Origin of the sequence: Streptomyces sp. NPDC085866 (assembly GCF_044541035.1) — a bacterium.
GTDB lineage: Bacteria > Actinomycetota > Actinomycetes > Streptomycetales > Streptomycetaceae > Streptomyces.
On sequence record NZ_JBITSQ010000007.1, the window covers coordinates 399,605 to 419,372 of the forward strand.

General features: G+C 73.2%; 17 protein-coding genes. 9 read left to right on the forward strand and 8 right to left on the reverse strand.

What is annotated here, in order from left to right:
- Positions 1 to 5 precede the first annotated feature (5 nt).
- On the reverse strand, positions 6 to 1,022 hold the full coding sequence (locus tag ACIF83_RS20320) for a hypothetical protein (protein ID WP_399728638.1): 1,017 nt from the start codon (positions 1,020 to 1,022) through the stop codon (positions 6 to 8).
- Positions 1,019 to 1,396: a PadR family transcriptional regulator gene (locus ACIF83_RS20325; protein WP_393478277.1), complete on the reverse strand. Its 378-nt coding sequence runs from the start codon at positions 1,394 to 1,396 to the stop codon at positions 1,019 to 1,021. The genes ACIF83_RS20320 and ACIF83_RS20325 overlap by 4 nt, the downstream gene beginning before the upstream one ends.
- Before the next feature lie 366 nt (positions 1,397 to 1,762).
- Between ACIF83_RS20325 and ACIF83_RS20330 the strand changes: the two genes are divergently transcribed.
- The 3 genes from ACIF83_RS20330 to ACIF83_RS20340 are packed head-to-tail and all read left to right on the forward strand — an operon-like array spanning position 1,763 to position 3,990.
- Complete coding sequence (locus ACIF83_RS20330) at positions 1,763 to 2,944, forward strand: hypothetical protein (RefSeq protein ID WP_399728641.1); 1,182 nt, start codon at positions 1,763 to 1,765, stop codon at positions 2,942 to 2,944.
- Positions 2,945 to 2,966: 22 nt separating this feature from the next.
- Complete coding sequence (locus ACIF83_RS20335) at positions 2,967 to 3,254, forward strand: YkvA family protein (RefSeq protein ID WP_393478107.1); 288 nt, start codon at positions 2,967 to 2,969, stop codon at positions 3,252 to 3,254.
- 40 nt (positions 3,255 to 3,294) lie between these two features.
- The gene (locus ACIF83_RS20340; RefSeq protein WP_393478105.1) at positions 3,295 to 3,990 is read left to right on the forward strand and encodes a 2-phosphosulfolactate phosphatase; all 696 of its coding nucleotides are present in this window, start codon (positions 3,295 to 3,297) and stop codon (positions 3,988 to 3,990) included.
- A 135-nt stretch (positions 3,991 to 4,125) separates the two neighbouring features.
- Here ACIF83_RS20340 and ACIF83_RS20345 read toward each other — a convergent pair whose 3' ends face one another.
- Positions 4,126 to 4,278 carry a hypothetical protein gene (locus tag ACIF83_RS20345; RefSeq protein ID WP_399728645.1) on the reverse strand — a complete coding sequence of 51 codons (153 nt, stop codon included), beginning with the start codon at positions 4,276 to 4,278 and terminating at the stop codon, positions 4,126 to 4,128.
- Positions 4,279 to 4,558: 280 nt separating this feature from the next.
- Between ACIF83_RS20345 and ACIF83_RS20350 the strand changes: the two genes are divergently transcribed.
- Positions 4,559 to 7,078, forward strand: a complete 2,520-nt coding sequence (locus ACIF83_RS20350) for a SpoIIE family protein phosphatase (RefSeq protein ID WP_399728648.1) — start codon at positions 4,559 to 4,561, stop codon at positions 7,076 to 7,078.
- A gap of 83 nt (positions 7,079 to 7,161) precedes the next feature.
- Positions 7,162 to 9,900: a SpoIIE family protein phosphatase gene (locus ACIF83_RS20355; RefSeq protein ID WP_399728651.1), complete on the forward strand. Its 2,739-nt coding sequence runs from the start codon at positions 7,162 to 7,164 to the stop codon at positions 9,898 to 9,900.
- An 88-nt stretch (positions 9,901 to 9,988) separates the two neighbouring features.
- On the opposite strand, the gene ACIF83_RS20360 is transcribed toward ACIF83_RS20355, so the two are convergent.
- Positions 9,989 to 11,491, reverse strand: coding sequence for an FG-GAP repeat protein (locus tag ACIF83_RS20360; protein WP_399728654.1), 1,503 nt, complete (start codon positions 11,489 to 11,491; stop codon positions 9,989 to 9,991).
- A 144-nt stretch (positions 11,492 to 11,635) separates the two neighbouring features.
- Positions 11,636 to 13,474 carry a glycoside hydrolase family 15 protein gene (locus ACIF83_RS20365; protein WP_393478093.1) on the reverse strand — a complete coding sequence of 613 codons (1,839 nt, stop codon included), beginning with the start codon at positions 13,472 to 13,474 and terminating at the stop codon, positions 11,636 to 11,638.
- A gap of 216 nt (positions 13,475 to 13,690) precedes the next feature.
- On the opposite strand from ACIF83_RS20365, the gene ACIF83_RS20370 reads away from it, so the two are divergent.
- Complete coding sequence (locus tag ACIF83_RS20370; RefSeq protein WP_393478091.1) at positions 13,691 to 13,897, forward strand: hypothetical protein; 207 nt, start codon at positions 13,691 to 13,693, stop codon at positions 13,895 to 13,897.
- Between the two features lie 144 nt (positions 13,898 to 14,041).
- Here ACIF83_RS20370 and ACIF83_RS20375 read toward each other — a convergent pair whose 3' ends face one another.
- Positions 14,042 to 15,205 (reverse strand): MFS transporter, encoded by a 1,164-nt coding sequence (locus tag ACIF83_RS20375; protein WP_399728658.1) that lies wholly within the window; start codon positions 15,203 to 15,205, stop codon positions 14,042 to 14,044.
- Positions 15,202 to 15,813 carry a helix-turn-helix domain-containing protein gene (locus ACIF83_RS20380; protein WP_393478087.1) on the reverse strand — a complete coding sequence of 204 codons (612 nt, stop codon included), beginning with the start codon at positions 15,811 to 15,813 and terminating at the stop codon, positions 15,202 to 15,204. The genes ACIF83_RS20375 and ACIF83_RS20380 overlap by 4 nt, the downstream gene beginning before the upstream one ends.
- On the opposite strand from ACIF83_RS20380, the gene ACIF83_RS20385 reads away from it, so the two are divergent.
- Complete coding sequence (locus ACIF83_RS20385) at positions 15,812 to 16,330, forward strand: GNAT family N-acetyltransferase (protein ID WP_399728661.1); 519 nt, start codon at positions 15,812 to 15,814, stop codon at positions 16,328 to 16,330. The two genes, ACIF83_RS20380 and ACIF83_RS20385, sit on opposite strands and share 2 nt — an antisense overlap.
- Here the strand turns inward: ACIF83_RS20385 and ACIF83_RS20390 are convergent.
- On the reverse strand, positions 16,308 to 16,538 hold the full coding sequence (locus tag ACIF83_RS20390; RefSeq protein WP_399728664.1) for a hypothetical protein: 231 nt from the start codon (positions 16,536 to 16,538) through the stop codon (positions 16,308 to 16,310). The two genes, ACIF83_RS20385 and ACIF83_RS20390, sit on opposite strands and share 23 nt — an antisense overlap.
- Positions 16,539 to 16,628: 90 nt before the next feature.
- On the opposite strand from ACIF83_RS20390, the gene sthA reads away from it, so the two are divergent.
- The gene (sthA, locus tag ACIF83_RS20395) at positions 16,629 to 18,035 is read left to right on the forward strand and encodes a Si-specific NAD(P)(+) transhydrogenase (RefSeq protein ID WP_393478080.1); all 1,407 of its coding nucleotides are present in this window, start codon (positions 16,629 to 16,631) and stop codon (positions 18,033 to 18,035) included.
- Positions 18,036 to 18,292: 257 nt separating this feature from the next.
- Positions 18,293 to 19,762, forward strand: coding sequence for an APC family permease (locus tag ACIF83_RS20400; RefSeq protein WP_393478077.1), 1,470 nt, complete (start codon positions 18,293 to 18,295; stop codon positions 19,760 to 19,762).
- Positions 19,763 to 19,768: the final 6 nt, after the last annotated feature.

The following is a 19,768-nucleotide window of genomic DNA, read 5'->3' on the forward strand; positions in this document are numbered from 1 at the left end:
ACCGGTCACGACAGGCCCGGCTCGGCCGCGACCAGGTCCCGGCGGCCGACCACCGCGAGTGTCACGGTCAGCAGAGCGAGCGCGGCCGTCTGCACGAGACAGCCGCCGAGGTAGACGGCGGGCACGGGCACGTGCAGCCAGGGGTAGAGAGCCGCGCCCCGGACAGCCAGGATCAGCAGGCCGAGAGCGGCCAGGGCGAGCGCGCCGCCTGGCGTCGTCCGGTCATCGCTCAGGGTCTGCCACAGGAGCCAGCCGAGCGCGCCCACGACGAAGCAGCTCGCGGGGGCCCACGCCAGGTCGGGGAGGGCGGGCAGCAGCACGATGGACGCGCCCGTCACCACACAGGCGGTCATGAGGACCAGCCCGGGTGTACCGGCGGGGAGCCGGGCCGGGGGTGCGTCCCGGTGGTGGGAGGCGCAGAGCGCGAGGGCCGGCAGCCAGGCCAGGAGCCCGAAGGAGGCGGCGAACGCCGGGTCCGCGGGTACCATCGCGCCCGTCAGCGGGCCGAGCAGCGGCCAGAGGGTGGGCAGCGCGGCGCACAGCGCGGCCGTCCGGGCGAGGCGTCGACGGTCGTGGAGGAGGGCGAAGTACGCGACCGTCCACAGCAGCGGAAGGATCCACTGGGCGGCGGTGACCACCGCGGTGAGCAGTCCCTGGTCGGTGAACTGCGACAGGAACAGGTGCCGCCCCGAGCCGCCCCGGCCGACGGCCCAGGTCAGTTCGAGGACCAGCTCGACCACCCCCGCGGCCGCCTGGATGAGCACGGCGAACAGCGCGAAGAGCCGGACGGCCGAGCCGAGGAGGACGTAGCGGCGCGGCGCCCCGGGCGCTCCCAGCCGGCTGCGCACGGCGAGGGCTGCGATGCTCGCCACCTCGCCGAGGGTGGGCCGGCTCTGGTCCTGCGTGTCGCGGTCGACGTCCCACAGGTACGTCTCGACCATCTCCTCCTCCCGTTCGCGCCGGTAGTAGGCGGGGAGCAGGCGCAGGACGGTGCGGTAGCGGGATTCCAGGAGCGTGGTCATGCGAAGCCTCCCGCGAGTCCGGGTGCCGTGGGGGGTTCGGGGGCGGTGTCGGCCGGTGCGGCGGCCCGGCGGCCCTCGGCGATGCGCCGCTTGGCGGCCCCGGCACCGGCGGCCATGCGCTCCGCCTCCGCGTCGAGGGCCGCCACTCCGTCCTCGGTGAGCCGGTAGTAGCGCCGCAGGCGGCCCTGCTGCACCTCCTCCCGGTCCAGCACGATCAATCCGTCGGCGGTCAGCCGGTCCAGCACCCCGTAGAGGGTGCCGACCCTCAACTGCACCTCTCCGTCGGACAGCTCCTCGACCTCGCGCAGGATGCCGTAGCCGTGCCGCGGCTGGTCGGCCAGTGCCGTGAGGACGAAGAACGCCCCTCGGGTCATGTTCCTCGATGCCATGCGAGCAGAATATATCGGCTGCCGATATATATCGAGCTGCGTGTCGAGCGGGCGCGCCCGCCCTGCGCGAGACCCGACAGGCCCGCCGCACATGGCGAACGGGGCCTACCCCTAAGCGGATGGGAGGGCGGACCCCGTTCGACGGACAGTTTTCGGTACCGAGGGACGGTCCGGGGACGTGTGAACAGCGCTCACGTGATGTGTGCGGCCCGTACCCCGGGTGCGGGGCGCACACCCCGTGCGCGGGGCGCGGGGCCGCGGCGGCGCGCCACGCCCGGACCCCGCCCGGCGTGTACCGCGCCCGGGCGGTGATACTGGAAGGCGCACCCGCCCCCATCAGCAGATTGGCCCATGTCGAACTCCACCACCGACCGCGCCACCATCCCGCAGACTCTCTGGTCGGCCCGCGGCCGCCACACCGGTCCCGCCGCCGAGGACGTCGTCCGCCGCACCCTGCGCCGGCACAAGGAGAGCGGGGACATCGACGACTTCGCCGAGCCCCCCGTGCCGGAGGAATCCCCCGAGGACTCCCCCGAACGGATCTTCGAGGCACGCTGGCGGCCCGACGGCACCGTGACCGTACGGGCCCGGCTCACCCTCGTCCCCCTGCAGGGCCGGCCGGAGGGGCGGCAGTGGACGCTCGTCGCGGAGGCGGAGCGCCCCTGGGACGAGGCCTGGCCCTCGCCGGCGACGCTGTTCTGGCCCGAGGCCGGGCCTGCGGAGGGCGCCGACGGCGCCTGGGACCACCACCCCACCGTGGCGGGCCTGCGCTTCCGGCAGGTGAACGCGCTCCCCGAGGACGACAAGGAGATGCGGCGCCGGCTGCGGGACGCGTCCCGCGAGGCCTGGTGCGTGAACCTCGTCGTGCACGAGGCGATGACCCCGGACGATCGCGGCCGGCTGCCGCTGGCCCAGCTGCTGCCGCCCGGACTGCGGCACCGCGTGCTGGAGCACCGGGCCGCGCCGCAGCAGCTGCGCGCCGTCAACTGGGCGCTGAAGGACCTCGGCGTCGAGGTACCGCGCGGCGGCGCCGTGCTGCTGCCCCCGGACCCCGCGCCGGAGGGCTACGACCGCCGGGAGCACAGCGTGCGCACCGTCTTCCTCGACGGCTCCGAGCCGACCGAACTCGTCGCGGCCCTGCGGCACTTCGCCGCCCTGCCCCGGCCCCTGCCGCAGGGTGCAGCGGAGGCGTTGGCGGACCTGCGCGACAACTGGACCCTGCTGACCCTGCGGGAGGAGCTGGAGCGCGAACGGCAGCTGGTCGCCATGTACGCCGAGGCGCTGGAGGCCATGACGAAGTCCCGGGACCTGTACCGGGAGGCCGCCGAGCAGGCCCACCAGGCCCTGACCGCCTACCGCGACGCGCCCGCCCCACACGCCCTGCCCCGTCAGCAGGAGCGGCCCGGTGCCCGGACGCCGTCCGCGCTGCAGCAGTTGACACGGACCTTCGAACGGCTGAAGTTCAGCACGAAGGGTTCGCGCCCGGACGCCTCCCCCGGTGGCGACGGCACGGACCCCACCGACTCGGCGTGAGCCAGGAGGGACAGGAGGCCGCATGGATTCCACCACGACCCTGCTGGTGATCGTCGCCGTCGTCGCGGCGCTGCTGCTCGGCGTAGCCGTCTGGCTGCTGGTGCGGCTGGTGCGCGCCCGGCGGACCCTGCAGCGGGCCGGGCTGCCGACGGGGCCGCGCTGGGTGTTCTGGGGCGCGATCCTGTACCTGGTGCTGCCCACCGACCTGCTGCCCGACCCGGTCTACCTGGACGACATCGCCGTCCTGCTCCTCGCGCTGCGCAGCCTGCGCACCGCCCGCACGCTGCCGCCCGGACCCTCGGAGTACTGAACTTCCGCTGCGCGAGGGCCGGTTGCCGCACCATGGAGCGATGCAACCGACTTTCACCGGGATCCCCGATCGGCCGACCTCCCCCGACGTCGCCGTGGTCGTCGATGTGATGCGCGCGTTCACCGTCGCCGCCTGGGCGTTCCGGCGCGGCGCGGAGAAGATCGTCTTCGCCGGGACGCAGGAGGAGGCCCTGGAGCTCAAGGCCCGCAACCCGGGCTGGCTGGCCTTTCAGGATGGTCCGCCGGTGCCGGGGTTCGACCTGGCCAACTCGCCCGCCCGGCTGCGCTCGCTCGAGGTGCGGGGCCGTACGGTCGTGCAGAAGACCACCGCCGGGACGGCCGGAGCGCTGGCGGTCGCGGACGCGCGGCTGCTGCTGTGCGCGAGCTTCCTGGTGGCCGGGGCGACCGCCGAGGTGCTGCGGCGCGCCCGGCCGGACACGGTGACCTTCGTCGTCACCGGGGACGGCGGGCGGGCCGAGGAGGACCTGGCCTGCGCCCAGTACATCGCGGCCCGCACCGACTCGCCCACCGCCGATCCCGCGCCCTACCTGGACCGGGCCCGGCACTCCGACGCAGCCGCCCGGCTCGCGGAGGGCGTACGGCTCGGCTGGGAGGGCGTCCATCCCGAGGACGTTCCGATGTGCCTGCGGGCGAACACGTTCCCGTTCGCCATGGCGGCGACCCGCATGGACGGCCACCTGGTGCTGCGCCCGGTGGGCGTGGTGGCAGGTGCCTGACCGGGCGCCCGTCCACGCGGCTGCGGCGGCCCGATCCGACACCCGTCGGCGCGGTCGCGACGGCCGGGCTCAACACCCCTGCGCGCGGCCACGGCGGCGGCCCGCCATCCGCCGGCACGGCCGCGGCGACCTCACTCAGCACCCCTCCGCAGGGCGGGTGTCAGCCAACGCGAGCGTGGCGAGCAGCCAGGTTCCGGGGTCGGGGAACGGTGTGGCGACCCCGGTGGCGGGCGGTGCGACGGGTATGCCGCAGGAGTCGTCGGGAGGGGGCGACGGAGAGCTGGTCATCTGGGCTCCGGGGGAAGGGTGCGGCCACACCGGCGCGCCGCACGCGGCGCGAAATCACGCGGTCCGCGGCACGGAATCACGCGGTCCATTACTAGGAGCGCGTACGACGTCCCGCCACCGGGCGAGGCACAGGTGTGAGGTGCGCGGTACGAGATCCGTACAGGCCCCTCCCCACGGCCGTGACCGTGCAGTACCGTCTTCTCCCGCCCAGGTGCATTACGCCACCGACGTGGCGCATTCTTGTGTCATCCACCCGGCGGTACGGGACGAGGTAGGGCCCATGGCTGGGAGTGGAGAGCCGGCGGTCCGTACGCGGGCGCGGCTGACCACGCTGCTGGTCGACGCCTCGACCGGCGCGCTCGGCGCGGCCGGAGCGCGCGTGGCGGGCGTGTACCTGCGCTCCAGCACCCCGGGGCTGCTGCGCCTCGCGGTGCTCGTCGGGCTGCCCGGCCCGCTGTTCCGGCCGTGGTGGCGACTGCACGTCGGCCGGCCCTTCCCGGTGGCCGACGCCTACCGGCTCGGCGTCCAGGTGATACTGCCCAACGCCACGGAGACGGCACGCCGGTATCCCCAGTTCGCAGCGGGTCTGCCCTTCCCGTTCGGGTCGGTGCACGTGCCCGTGCCGGGCGGGACCGAGCCCTTCGGGGTGCTCACCGTGCTGCGCCCCGCGGCGACGGACACCGTGGACGAGCTGCTGGACCGCGAACTGCTCACGCGGCTCGCCGAGGGGCTGGGAGCCGAGCTGCTCGCTCTCGCCGACGGGGACGAGGCGGTCATCGCCTGGGACGGGGCACCCCATTGCGTACGACCGCCCGCCACCCGGCCCGCGCAGACGCGCGTGGGGCGGTTCACCTGGGATCCACAGACCTCGGCGGTGCACCCGGACGAACGGCTGTACGCGCTCCTCGGGCTGGATCCGGCCGAGTTCGCGGGGACCGGCCCGGCGCTCGCGGACGCCGTGTCCCCGGCCGAGGCGCACCGGATCCTTGCCGCACTGCGCGAGGCGGGCGCCGGGAAGCCGCCGGCCGCGCCCCTGCAGGTGTGGTCTCAGGAAGGGACACCGCGGCTCCTCGACCTGTCCCCGGCGACGGAGACCCGCGAGGCGTCCCTGGTCGCCGGAACCGTCTTCGATCCCGGCCCGGGCCCCTCCGCCGACGGCGCGGCCGACATGCTGCCGCAAGGGGTGTTCTGCCTGGACCGGCTCGGTGTGCTCGTGTACGTCAACCCGGCGGCGGCACGCATGGCGGGCCGGGAGCGGGCATGGCTGCTCGGCCGTCCGCTGTGGGAGGCGATGCCGTGGCTGACCGGGCCGCCGTACGACGACCATCTGCGCAGCGTGCTGCTGTCCCAGGAGCCGGTGCATGTGCACGTCCGGCGTCCGGCCGCCGGGCGTGCGGCAACCGGTGAGGGCGACTGGCTCGCCCTCTCGGTGCATCCCGGCCCGGATATCCTTACCTGCACGCTCGTCCCTGCCAGCCGTGTCGACGCGCCCGCTGAACCCTCCCCCGAGGCCCCGGCCGAGGTCGAGCCGCACACGCCGGAGGACACGGTGCCCGGCGATCACCCGCTGACGCCGCTGTACCGGCCCATCGCCCTCGCCATCGCGCTGACGGACGCCGTGACCGCCCGGCAGGTGTCGGCGGTCGTGGTGCAGGAGCTGCTGCCCGCGTTCGGCGGCCGCCGCCTGGCCATCTACCTGCTCCAGGACCGGCACCTGTACCTGGCCTGGGAGACCGGCTTCCCGCAGGGCTTCCTCGCCCCCTTCGAGGGCGTCGGCCTCGAAGCGCACCTGCCCGGCGTGGAGACCCTCACGACCGGGCGCCCGATCTTCTTCGAGTCCATGCACCAGCTGGCGGCCACCTACCCGGGCATCCCCCTGGACGCGGAGGAGGGTGCCCGCGCCTTCCTGCCGCTGATCGCCTCCGGCCGGCCGGTCGGCTCGTGCATCCTCGGCTTCGATCGGTCGCGCAGCTTCAGCACGGAGGAACAGACGGTTCTCACCGCACTCGCCGGGCTGATCGCGCACGCGATGGAGAAGGCGAAGCGCTATGACACCGAGGCCGCGCTCGCCCGCGGCCTGCAGCAGGCTCTGCTGCCCCGGCGGCTGTCGACGCACCCGCAGGTGGAGACGGCGGGCCGCTATCTGCCGGGCACCCAGGGCATGGACGTCGGCGGGGACTGGTACGACGTCGTCGAGGCCGGGGACGGGCTGGCGCTGGTCATCGGCGATGTGCAGGGGCACGGAGTGCAGGCGGCGGCCACCATGGGCCAGCTGCGCAGTGCCGTACGCGCCTTCGCGCTCGGCGACCGGCCGCCCGACGAGGTGCTGAGCGGCACGAACCACCTGCTCATCGACCTCGACCCGGGCCAGTTCGCCAGCTGCTGCTACGTCCGTCTCGACCCGGCCACGGGGCAGGCCCGGGCCGCCCGGGCGGGACATCCGCCGCCGCTGCTGCGCAGCCCCGACGGACGTACCCGGGTGCTGGACATCCCGGGCGGTGTCGTCCTCGGGGTGGATCCGCGCGCCCAGTACCCGGTGACCGACCTGCGGTTGGAGACGGACGCGATCCTCGCCCTGTACACCGACGGCCTCGTGGAGCGGCCCGGCGCCGACATCGACGACGGCATCACCGCGCTGCGCCTCGCGCTGGCGAAGGCCGGCGGGGTCGCCGGACGCCGCGGCGGCCGGTCCCTGGCCGGGGTCGCCGACCGGATCACCGCCACCGCCCGGCACGCCACCGACCGCCCCGACGACGTGGCGCTGCTGCTCGCCACCCGCCGTGGCCCGCACCGACGGTGACCGGGGCCCGCCGCCGGAACAGGCGGCTGTCACCTCGGGCAACGGCCTCGCCTGACGGGGCCGGGCAGTGTAGACATGGGCACATGGTGCGTCTGCCCGGCCGGTCCGAGACCCGGCCGCCCCGTTCTACCGGGCAAGCGCGCGCACCACAGGTCCCGCGGAAGGACGCTTCGGGCGCGAACGGCGGCCGTCCGGGAGTGCTGCGGTCGGCGGTGACCGGACGCAGCGTCGCCGGGCAGGTGTTCGTCCTCCAGGTGGTGATCGTGCTGCTGCTGGTCGTCTCGGCCGTGGTGGCGCAGGTGCTCCAGGTGCAGCACGACAGCACCAGGGAAGCCCTCAACCGTTCACTGGCCGTCGCTCAGACGTTCGCCAACGCGCCCGGCACGGCCGCCGCGCTGCGCGCCCCGGATCCGACGGCCATCCTGCAGCCGAAGGCCGAGGCCGCCCGCAAGGGCTCGGACGTGGACTTCATCGTGGTGATGAACACCGACGGCATCCGCTACACCCACCCCAAGCCGGACCGCATCGGCAAGAAGTTCGTCGGGACCATCGCGCCGGCGCTGGCCGGCAGCACGGTCGTCGAGGAGATCCACGGGACGATCGGCGAACTGGTGCAGGTCGTCGTACCGGTGAAGGACTCGGGCGGCAAGGTGGTCGGCCTGGTCTCGTCCGGCATCACCACCGAGCACGTGGGCGGGGCCGCCGACCAGCAACTGCCCCTGCTGCTCGCGGCGGCCGCGGCGGCGCTCGCGCTGGCCACCGGGGGCACGGCCCTGGTCAGCCGGCGTCTGCTGCGGCAGACGCACGGCCTCGGCCCGTACGAGATGACGCGGATGTACGAGCACCACGACGCGGTGCTGCACGCCGTCCGGGAGGGCGTGCTCATCGTGAGCGGCGACGGCCGGCTGGTGCTCGCCAACGACGAGGCGCAGCGGCTGCTGGACCTGCCCGAGGACGCCGAGCAGCGCCATGTGCTGGAGCTGGGTCTGGACGACGACACGGCCGGGCTGCTCGCCTCCGGGCGGGTCGCCACGGACGAGGTGCATCTGGTCAAGGACCGGCTGCTGGCCATCAACCAGCGCCCCACCGACCTGCGTGGCGGCCCGGCCGGCAGCGTCACCACGCTGCGCGACTCCACCGAGCTGCGCGCCCTCTCGGGCCGCGCGGAGGTGGCGCGCGAGCGGCTGAACATGCTGTACGACGCCGGGGTGGGCATCGGCACCAGCCTGGACGTGGCCCGCACGGCGCAGGAACTGGCGGAGCTTGCCGTGCCGCGGTTCGCGGACCACGTCACCGTGGACCTGTTCGACGCGGTGCTGAACGGGGAGGAGCCGAGGCCCGGGACCGCGCTGCGCCGGGCGGCCTGCAGCGGCATCCGCAAGGACGCCCCGCTGTATCCGGTGGGCGAACGCATCCGGTTCGTGCCGACCTCGCCGCAGGCCCGGAGTCTGACGACCGGGCAGTCCGTGGTCGAGCCGGTGCTGCGGGAGGCGCCCGGCTGGCTCGCCCAGGACCTGGAGCGCACCGAGCAGGTCGTGGACTACGGCATCCACTCCCTGATCACCGTGCCGCTGCGGGCGGGCACCCTGGTCCTCGGAGTGGCCAACTTCTACCGTTCGGAGAAGCCGCAGCCGTTCGACGCCGAGGAGCTGGCCCTCGCCGAGGAACTGGTCGCGCGGGCCGCCGTGTCCATCGACAACGCCCGCCGCTACACCCGTGAGCACAGCATGGCGGTGGCCCTCCAGCGCAGCCTGCTGCCGCGCTCCCTGCCCGAGCAGGGCGCCCTGGAGATCGCCTACCGCTATCTGCCGGCGCAGGCGGGGGTGGGCGGCGACTGGTTCGACGTTCTGCCGCTGTCCGGCACCCGGGTGGCCATGGTGGTGGGGGACGTCGTGGGCCACGGACTCCACGCGGCGGCGACGATGGGCCGGCTGCGCACTGCGGTGCACAACTTCTCCTCGCTCGATCTGCCGCCCGAGGAACTCCTCGGCCTGCTGGACGAGTTGGTGGGCCGGATCGACCAGAACGAGACCCCGGCCGACGGCGCCGCCGCGGTCACCGGCGCGACCTGCCTGTACGCGGTGTACGACCCGGTGTCCCGGGTCTGCACGGTGGCCCGGGCCGGCCATCCGCCGCCCGCGCTGGTGCACCCCGACGGCCGCGTGGAGTTCCCGGACGTGCCCGCCGGTCCCCCGCTGGGCCTCGGCGGGCTGCCGTTCGAGACGGCAGAACTGGCACTCGAGGAGGGCAGCCGCCTCGTCCTGTACACCGACGGCCTGGTGGAGGACCGGGACCGGGACATCGACGAGGGCCTCGAACTGCTCCGCGACGCCCTCGGCCGGGCGCCCGACGCCTCGCCCGAGGACACCTGCCGGGCGGTGCTCGACAGCCTCCCGAACCGGCCCAGCGACGACGTCGCGCTGATCGTGGCCCGCACCCGTGTCCTCGGCGCCGACCGGGTCGCCGAGTGGCAGGTGCCGTCGGATCCGGTGGCCGTCTCGGAGGTACGGGCCTCGGTCACCCGGCAGCTGGCCGAATGGGAGCTGGACGAGCTGTCGTTCACGACGGAGCTGATCCTGAGCGAGCTGGTCACCAACGCCATCCGCTACGGGCGCGGACCGATCGGCGTACGGCTGCTGCGCGACCGCACACTGATCTGCGAGGTCTCCGACCGCAGCACGACCTCCCCGCATCTGCGGTACGCGGCGACCACCGACGAGGGCGGCCGGGGCCTGTTCCTGGTCGCCCAGCTCGCCGACCGCTGGGGCACCCGCTACACCAGCAACGGCAAGATCATCTGGGCTGAGCAGCCGCTGCCCTGAGCCGAACACCCGCAACCCCCACCCAGCCCATCGGTCCACCGAGTCGGGTGGTGGGTCGGCGGGGGCCTGGGGGCGGAGCTTCCCGTGGTTACTCGTCGATCACCGCGCCGAACCGGGCCGCGTGGGAGGGGCCGCCGAGGGCGCCGGCGCCGTAGGACCAGGAGCCGTCGGCGAGCAGGCCGTGGTCGCTCGCGGGCAGGAGCCACATCGCGCCGTCCCCCGCCTTCTCGCCGGGCGCCGCGGCCAGCAGCTCGGCGCGGCCGTCGCCGTCGGTGTCCGCCAGGCGGACCTGCGCGCCCCAGGCGTCGTCGGTCTCGGCCGTGCCGGAGATGCCCCGCGTGTTCTGGTCGAAGGACTGCGCGCCGGTCCCGGTCAGACCCGTACGGGAGCCCCGCAGCAGCCACACCGCGCCGGCGTCGGCGACGCTGCCGACGTCCTCGCCGGGCGCACCGACGGCCACGTCGGCGTACCCGTCGCCGTTCACGTCGGCGACGGACAGGTCGGCGCCCCAGGCGTCGCCCTGTTCGGCGGTACCGGGCACGCCGGGCGAGTTCTGGGACCACCACCGGGCTGCGCTGCCGGGGCCCTGGGTGCCGGCGGGTCCGTCCTGTCCGCCGTAGTAGACGCCGACCAGACCGCCGGGCGCGTCCGCGTCGCCGGTGGCGTCGAGCCGGCCGAGGACGAGGTCGTCGTAGCCGTCGCCGTTGATGTCGCCGGAGGCCGAGCCCAGGCCGCCGTGCAGGTCACGCCGGTACGTCAGGCCCTCGGCGCCGCCCGCGTAGTACGCGGACCAGCCCTTGGTGTAGTCGTCGTCGGGGCTGTAGCCGGAGACGACGAGGTCGGCGAAGCCGTCGTGGTCGTAGTCGCCGGTGGTCACATAGGCGGGCTGGAGCCGGTGGCCGGTGGAGTGCGGGGCGCCGACCCGGCGCAGGACGCCCGCGTGGTACGTGAAGGCGTGCAGGCCGACCTTCTGGTCGACGACGACGAGCTGGTCGGCGTCGGTGTCCCCGGAGAACCGGGCGGCGGCGACGGCGAGGCCGAACCGGGCGCCCGCGGCGGGCTCGGCGGCGGTGACGGAGGCGGTGCGCTCGGCGCCGAGGCCGGCCTTGGAGCCGTACAGGACGGTCACCCGGCCCGCGTCGGCCACGCGGCCCTCGTCCTCGCCGGGTGCACCGACGACCGCGTCGTCGTAGCCGTCGCCGTCCAGGTCGCCGGTGGCCACGGCCTGCCCGAAGTCGTCCCAGGCCTCGGAGGTGCCGGGCACGCCCTTGGTGGACTGGCTGATCACCTGGACCCGGCCCTTGGGGACCGTGGTGTCGGTGCCGATGCCGTTCGGGGCGCCGTACTGGACGGTGACGTACCCGGCGCCCTCCTTGCCGCCGACGGTGCCCTCCGGGACGCCGGTGAGGAGGTCGGTGTAGCCGTCGCCGTTGAAGTCGCTGTTGCGGTCGGCGGCGGAGGTGCCGCCGGGGACGCCCGCGAACGCGGACGGCGCGGCGAGGATGCCCGCCCCGGCCAGCAGCAGGAAGGAGGCCGCGGCGACGGCGGCGGTGCCTGCGGTACGCCGGGTGGTGGGCGCGGTGATGCTCATGTCCGTTTCCCCCATTGGAAGTTGATGATGCGTCAGTCGGTTGGTCCGGGTCCGACGCAGGGTTCGACACGGGGAATGCGGACGGAGTTGTGGTGCCCGCGCGGGCTGTTACAGGGCGGTGACAACCCGTGCGCGCCAGGGCGCTCAACCCAGCGCGCGGTCCAGGTTGAACGCGGCACTGATGAGGGACAGGTGGGTGAACGCCTGCGGGAAGTTGCCCTGTTGCTCGCCGGTGCGGCCGATCTCCTCGGCGTACAGGCCGAGATGGTTGGCGTAGGTGAGCATCTTCTCGAAGGCCAGCCGGGCCTCGTCCAGCCGGCCGGCCCGGACCAGTGCCTCGACGTACCAGAAGGAACAGATGGAGAAGGTGCCCTCGTCGCCGCGCAGCCCGTCGGGGCTGGCCTGCGGGTCGTAGCGGTAGACGAGGGAGTCGGAGACCAGGTCCTCGGACAGGGCGTCCAGGGTGGACAGCCACTTGGGGTCGGTCGGCGCGATGAACTTGGCCAGCGGCATCATCAGCACCGAGGCGTCGAGCACGTCGGCACCCTCGTACTGCACGAAGGCGTTACGGCGCTCCGACCAGCCGCGCTCCATGATCCGCCGGTAGATGGCGTCCCGGGCCTGGCGCCAGCGGCGATGGTCGGCGGGCAGCCCGCGGTGGGTGGCCAGGCGGATGGCCCGCTCGATGGCGACCCAGCACATCAGCCGCGAGTACAGGAAGTTCTTGCGACCGCCGCGGGTCTCCCACACACCCTCGTCGGGCTGGTCCCAGTGGTCGCACACCCAGTCGACGAGGTGGCACACGTCGTCCCACTGGCCGCTGGAGATGGGCTCGGCCCACTTGTCGTAGAGGTAGATCGAGTCGATCAGTGCGCCGTAGATGTCCAGCTGGAGCTGGTCGGCGGCGGCGTTGCCGACCCGGACCGGGGCGGAGCCGAGGTGTCCCTCCAGGTGGGGCAGTTCGCGTTCGGGCAGGTCGGCACGGCCGTCGATGCCGTACATGATCTGCAGCGGGCCGGAGCCGTCGCCGCAGCCGGGGCTGATGTGTGTGGTCAGGAACTTCATGAAGGCCGCGGCCTCGCCGCTGAAGCCCAGTCTGAGCAGCGCGTAGACGGCGAAGGCGGCGTCGCGGACCCACACGTAGCGGTAGTCCCAGTTGCGCTCGCCGCCGAGCTGCTCGGGCAGGCTGGTGGTGGGTGCGGCGACGATGGCGCCGGTGGGGGCGTAGGTGAGGAGCTTGAGGGTGAGGGCGGAGCGGTGCACCATCTCGCGCCAGCGGCCCCGGTAGCGGGACTGGTGCAGCCAGCGCCGCCAATAGGCGACGGTGGCGTTGAACTCGTGCTCGGCCTCGGCGTGTGCGCAGCCGCGGGGGGCCACCTCGGCGCCGAGGTGGTCCAGGGCGAACACCGCCGTCTCGCCCTCGCTCAGCTTGAAGTCGGCCCGCGCGTCCCGGCCGTCGCACTCCACGACGACGGTGGAGGTGAGGGCGAGGGACAGCTTGGCGGACTCGAAGACGACTTGGCCGTCCAGGGTGCGCAGGGCGTGCGGGTCGGAGCCGTAGTCGAAGCGCGGGGCGATCAGGGCCCGGAAGGGCACGGTCCCGCGGACGCACACCACCCGCCGGATCAGCCGGTGCCGGCCCTCGGATTGTGACTCCTCTGCGCTGACCGGCATGAAGTCCTGGATCTCGCCGACGCCGTCCTCGGTGAAGAACCGGGTGATCAGCACGTTGGTGTCCGGGAAGTAGAACTGTTTGGTGCGCGCCGGTACCGCGGCGGCCAGCTCGAAGCGGCCGCCGCGCTCGGTGTCGAGGATGGCCGCGAAGACGCTGGGTGCGTCGAAGGACGGGGAGCAGTACCAGTCGATCGTGCCGTTGGTGCCGACCAGGGCGACGCTGCGCAGATCACCGATGAGGCCGTGTTCGGCGATCGGCAGGTAGCGGGGACTCCCGGACAGGTCCTGCGGGAAGGGGATCTCGGCCATCGCTCAGGCCTCCCGGTGCGGTGTGCGGGCTGCATTCCAGCTCGGGCTGCATTCCAGCTTAGGGCGCCTGCTTCGCCGTCGGGCGGGCAGCCGCCGGTCCCCCGACGCCGCGGCGTCTTCCGGATGCAGGGTGCGCCGAGGCGCGGAATGGTGAGAGTGTGCCCCGTTCGGCGGCACCGGCACGGATGCGGTCATCCGGACCGAGGAGGAGGCATCATGTCGACATCCACACCCGAAGAGTCCCGTTCGTCCGACGACCACTGCACCCCGGACGCCCTGCTCCACTCCGCTCCGCCGAGGGACGTCACCGCGGAGGACCTGGTGATGGCGGCGGGCAGGGACGTCACTCCGGCGAACCTCGACTGGGCGCGCCGCAAGCTGGAGACCGAGGGCCAGGCAGCGGTGGAGAAGCTGCTGCCCTAGGGCGGTCCGGGGAATCAGAGGACACCAACGGGGAGGCGCCGGGCGGGGTCGCGCCGGCCGCACGGAAGCGTGCCCGCCCGGCGCCCGATGCTGCCCGCACGGCGGGCCGTGACCGTCGTCGCGAAGCCGTATGTCAGCAGGCACTCAGGTCTGCCGGGTGCCGCCGCGTCCGTAGGCGGCGGCAAGGAGCAGCGCGGCGAGGGCGGTCAGGGCGGTGCCCTGCCAGCCGAGGGTGCCGAGCAGGGGTGCCGCGAGGCCGGTGCCGACGGCGCCGATCGTGAAGTACAGCACGAGGTAGACGCTGCTGAGGCTGCCGGAGCGTTGGGGGTCGAGGGCGATGACGCGGCTCTGGTTGGCGGCCTGGGCGGCGAAGCAGCCGGCGTCGCACAGCGCGAGTCCGGCTGCCGTGACCAACGGGGTGTCCAGGCCGGTGACCAGGAGGGCGACTCCGGCCGCGGCGGCCGCCATGGAAGCGGTGATCACGGCGCGGGGACCGTACCGGTCGGCGAGGCGTCCGGTGAGCGGGAGTGCGGCGAAGCCGAGGAGTCCGGCCAGGCTGTACAGGCCGATGGTGGTGGGGCCGAGGGAGTGGGGCGGCTGGGCCAGAGCCAGGGCGAGGGCGACCCAGACGAGGTTGAAGGCGAAGTACCACAGCCCGCCGGTGGCCACCGCGCTGCGCAGCTGCGGATGGTGGCGCAGGAGCGGGGGAAGCGAGCCGAGGGTGGCGCGGTAGCCGCGACGGGAGTGCGGCCGCTGCCGGGGCAGGAGCGTGGCGGCGGCGATCGCGCCGAGCAGGGCGAGCGCGGCGAAGACCAGGAGCATCCGCCGCCAGCCGAGGACGTGCGCGAGGGTTCCCCCCGCCAGGCGGCTGAGCAGGATGCCGGCCGACATGCCGGCGGCCACGGTGGCGACGCCGGTTCCCCGGCTCCCGGGCGGGGCGTGCCGGCCCGCGATGCTGCCGGCCTGGGCCGCGACACTGGCGGCCGCGCCGATGAGCAGGTAGGCGGCCAGGAGCGCGACCGCGCCGGGTGCGTCCGCGGCGAGGGTGAGGGCGGCGGCCAGGGCGGTGAGCTGTGCGGCCACCAGGCGGTTGGGGGCCAGGTGGTCGGTGAGCGGGAGCAGGAGGGCGAAGCCGGTCATGCAGCCGGCGAGCGCGGCGGTCGGTACGAGGCCGATCACGGCGAGGGGGACGCCCAGGTCGGCGGCGACCGCGGTGAGCGCGGGCTGCAGGGCGTAGTTGTTGGCGATCGCCGTCCCGGCTATGGAGGCGAGGAGGAACGTGCCGCCTCGGGGAAGGGGGCGGGTCAAGGCTGTGCGCCGCGGGTGAGGACGACGGCGTAGCGGCACTCGGCGTCGGTGGTGTTGGCGAAGACGCGGTCGGCGGGCTCGCCGAGTTCGATGGTGTCGCCCGCGTCGAGTTCGTGGACCGTGTCGCCGTCGTGGAAGGTCAGACGGCCGTCGAGGACCCAGACGACCTGGCGTACGAAGGCGAAGGCCGCGGCCGGATACGGCACACGTGCACCGGCGGGCAGGCGGATCTCGGCGATCTCCGCGGGGAAGTGCGGTCCGGTGATCTGACGGCGGCGGTATCCGGTGCCGGGGTCGCGCCACTCGGGCGCGTCGTCCCGGCGGCGCACACCCACGACGCCGTCCGCGTGGCCCTGCGCTCCTTCTTCTTCCTCCTGCGCCCCTTCGGCGAGGGCGAGCAAGGAGGCGACGCTGAGCCGGAAGGCGGCGGACAGCTTGCCGAGGACGACGGCGGTGGGGCTGCTCTCGCCGCGCTCGATCCTGCTGATCATGGCCTGGGAGACACCGGAGGCGTCCGCGAGCTGGGCCAGGGTCCAGCGGCGGCGTTCCCGCTCGGTGCGCACGCGGGCTGCGATCTGCCCCACCAGAGGATCTACTATGTTGGACATGAATCCAATATACGAGAGAAGCCGGGCCGTGACGGTACGGCCGGCGCACTCCGGCGACGCGGAGGCGATCCGCGCGATCCGCAACCACGCGATCGAGCACTCGACGGCGCTGTGGACGCAGACCCCGCAGTCCCCCGCCGAGGGAGCGGCATGGCTGGCCGCTCACCTGGAGCGCGGCTCGGCGTTCGTGGCCGACGTGGAGGGCGAGGTGGCCGGGTTCGCGGCCTTCGGCCCGTGGCGGAGCCTGGACGGGTACCGGCACACGGTGGAGGACTCGGTCTACGTCCGCGAGGACCGGCACGGGCTCGGCATCGGCTCCGCGCTGCTGGCCAGCCTCATCGCCGCTGCCCGTGAGGCAGGCCACCATGTCGTCATCGCCGACATCGAAGCCGGCAACGGCGTGTCGATCCGGCTGCACGAGAGGTTCGGGTTCCAGCACGTCGGAACGGTCCCCGAAGTCGGCACCAAGTTCGGCCGGTGGCTCGACCTGACCATCATGCGTCTGCCCCTGACCTGAGCCACCGGCAGCCGCCGCAGTTGGGGCTCATCTGCCGACCGCCGTACGGGGACTTGCGCGTGCTGCACTGCACGGCGGAGAGAGTGACGGCAGCGGCCGACGCCGGCTCGGGCAGGGCGAGCAGCGTGCCCGCCAGGGCGCCGGTGAGTGCGGTGGCCGTCAACAGGCCGATGCACGAGGGGCGGTGAGTTCTCGGGCCGGACTTCATGAGGGTGCCTTTCCGTCGGCGACACCCCTGCACGCCCAGCGGTGACGCGGGCCTTCCGCGCAGCACCCGGCGGCTGTCAGACTCCGGAAGATGCCCGACTTCGACATGCTCGTCATCGGATCCGGACCCGGCGGGCAGAAGGCCGCCATCGCCGCGGCCAAGCTCGGCCGCCGGGTCGCCGTCGTCGACCGCCCCGACATGCTCGGCGGGGTCTCCCTGCACACCGGCACCATCCCGTCCAAGACCCTGCGCGAGGCCGTGCTGTACCTGACCGGTCTCACCCAGCGCGACCTGTACGGGCAGAGCTACCGGCTGAAGGAGGACATCACCGTCGCCGACCTCACCGCGCGCACCCGGCACGTGGTCGGGCGCGAGGTGGACGTCGTCCGCAGCCAGCTCTCCCGCAACCACGTGGCCGTCCACTCGGGCACCGGCCGGTTCACCGACCCGCACACCGTCGCCCTGCGCGACGAGGCCACCGGTCATGAACGGCTGCTGAGCGCCGAGCACATCGTCATCGCGACCGGCACCCGGCCGGCCCGCCCGGACAGCGTGGCGTTCGACGGGCGCACGATCATGGACTCGGACAACGTGCTCTCGCTGGAGCGGGTGCCGCGCTCGATGGTGATCGTGGGCGCCGGTGTGATCGGCATGGAGTACGCCTCGATGTTCGCCGCGCTCGGCAGCAAGGTGACGGTCGTGGAGAAGCGGCCCGGGATGCTGGATCTGTGCGACGTAGAGGTCGTGGAGTCGCTCAAGTACCACCTGCGGGACCTTGCCGTCACCTTCCGGTTCGGGGAGACCGTCGCCGCCGTCGAGCGCCATGCCCGGGGCACGCTGACCGTGCTGGAGAGCGGCAAGAAGATCCCCGCCGACACGGTGATGTACTCGGCCGGCCGGCAGGGTCTGACCGCCGGGCTCGACCTGGACAGGGCGGGCCTGAGGGCGGACGCGCGCGGCCGGATCCGGGTGGACGAGCACTACCGCACCGAAGTGCCGCACATCTACGCCGTCGGCGACGTCATCGGCTTCCCGGCGCTCGCGGCGACCTCCATGGAGCAGGGCCGGTCGGCGGCGTACCACGCGTGCGGGGAGCCGGTCGGGCAGATGCACGGCCTCCAGCCGATCGGGATCTACACGATTCCGGAGATCAGCTTCGTCGGCCGGACCGAGGACCAACTCACCGAGGACTGCGTCCCGTTCGAGGTGGGCGTCGCCCGCTACCGGGAGCTGGCCCGGGGGCAGATCATCGGGGACTCGCACGGCATGCTGAAGCTGCTGGTCTCCCCGGTGGACCGCACCCTGCTCGGCGTGCACTGCTTCGGCACCGGCGCCACCGAGCTGATTCACATCGGCCAGTCGGTGATGGGCTGCGGCGGCACGGTGGACTATCTGGTGGACGCGGTCTTCAACTACCCGACGCTGGCGGAGTCGTACAAAGTGGCCGCCCTGGACGCGACGAACCGGCTGCGCCAGATCGACCATCTCGCCGACTGAGAGGTATCAGAACAGGTCAGCGGACGTTACCGGTTGGTCATCTTGAAACGTCAATGAGTGACGCTATAGTCACACCCACACACGGTGACCGTCCGCCGACGCTCGGCAGCACGGTGTGTCCATCCACCCCCCGTTCTTCCTGGCCGGCTCCTGACCCGAGGCCATCCCTTCTCGGGTACGAGGCGGGTCCACCCCCCACCTGCACGCCGTAGGGCCGGGCGCCCGTGCGCCGTGCACAACCGGAAAGCGGCACGACCATGAGCAACAACAGGGGCAGAGGGCTGCAGGCCAATGTCCTCGGCACGTTCGACACCGTGGTGATGGCGGTCGCCGGCAGCGCTCCGGCGTACTCGCTCGCCGCGACCACCGCCGTCCTCGTCGGCGCGGTGGGACTGGCCAGCCCGGCCGCCCTGCTGTACTGCGCGATACCCATGCTGGGCATAGCCCTGGCGTTCAGCTACCTCAGCCGGATCGACGTCAACGCGGGCGCCAGTTACTCCTGGGTGGGCCGTACCCTCCACCCGTTCCTGGGCTTCATCAGCGGCTGGGCGCTGGTGATCTCGGCGACCATCTTCATGGTGGCCGGTTCGCTGCCCGCCGGGTCGATGACGCTGGCCCTCTTCGACGACAAGCTCGCGGACAACACGGCGCTGTCCACGGTGGTCGGCGCGGCGTGGTTCCTCGTCATGCTGGGCGTGGTGCTCGGCGGGGCCCGGCTCACCGTCCGCGCCCAGCTGCTCATGTCCGGTGTGGAGCTGGGGATTCTGGCGCTGTTCGCGGTGCTCGGCGTCTTCCACACGGACAACGCCCGCGCCTTCGACTGGTCCTGGCTGGGCTTCTCCCACTTCGACGGCATGGCCGGGTTCGCGTCCGGCGCACTGCTCGCCGCGTTCTACTACTGGGGCTGGGACGTCACCAGCAACCTCAGCGAGGAGACCCGCAACAGCCGTCGTACGACCGGACTCGCCGGCCTGATCGGGGTCGGGATCGTCTTCCTGCTGTTCGAGGTGTTCACCATCGCCGTGAACGTCATCCTGACCTCGAAGCAGATCGAGGAGAACGACGCCAACGTGCTCGCGGTGCTGGGCGAGGAGATCTGGCCGGGCTGGGGCGGCAAGCTGCTCATCGTGTCCGTGATGCTGTCCACCATCGCCACGCTGGAGACCACGCTCATCCAGGTCACGCGCTCGCTGTTCGCGATGGGCCGCGACCGTACGATGCCGACCGCGCTGGGCCGGGTGCACCGCACCTGGAACACGCCGTGGGTGGCGATCGTGGTGGTCGGCGCGGTCGCGCTGGCGATGTTCATCGCCTCCAACGCGCTCGGCTCGGTGGGCGAGATCCTCTCCGACGCGATCTCGGCGATCGGCCTGCAGATCGCCGTCTACTACGGCCTCGCCGGCCTCGCGGTGGTCGTCGCCTACCGCAAGATGCTGCTGAAGTCGCCGGCCAACTTCCTGCTCGGCGGGCTGTGGCCGCTGTTCGGCGCCGTGTTCATGTTCTGGATCTTCGTCGAGTCGCTGGGCGAGCTGAGCGGCGCGGCGATCGCGATCGGCATCGGCGGACTGGCCGTCGGGCTCGTCCCGATGCTCTGGTACTGGCGGCAGGGCAGCGACTACTACCGGCCGGCGAAGCTGGACGCGACCCGGACCGTGGAGGCGGAGTACGTTCCCGACGACGCCGGTGCGCCGTCCCGGCCCCACGAGGGTCTCCCCACCGACTTCTGAGGGAGA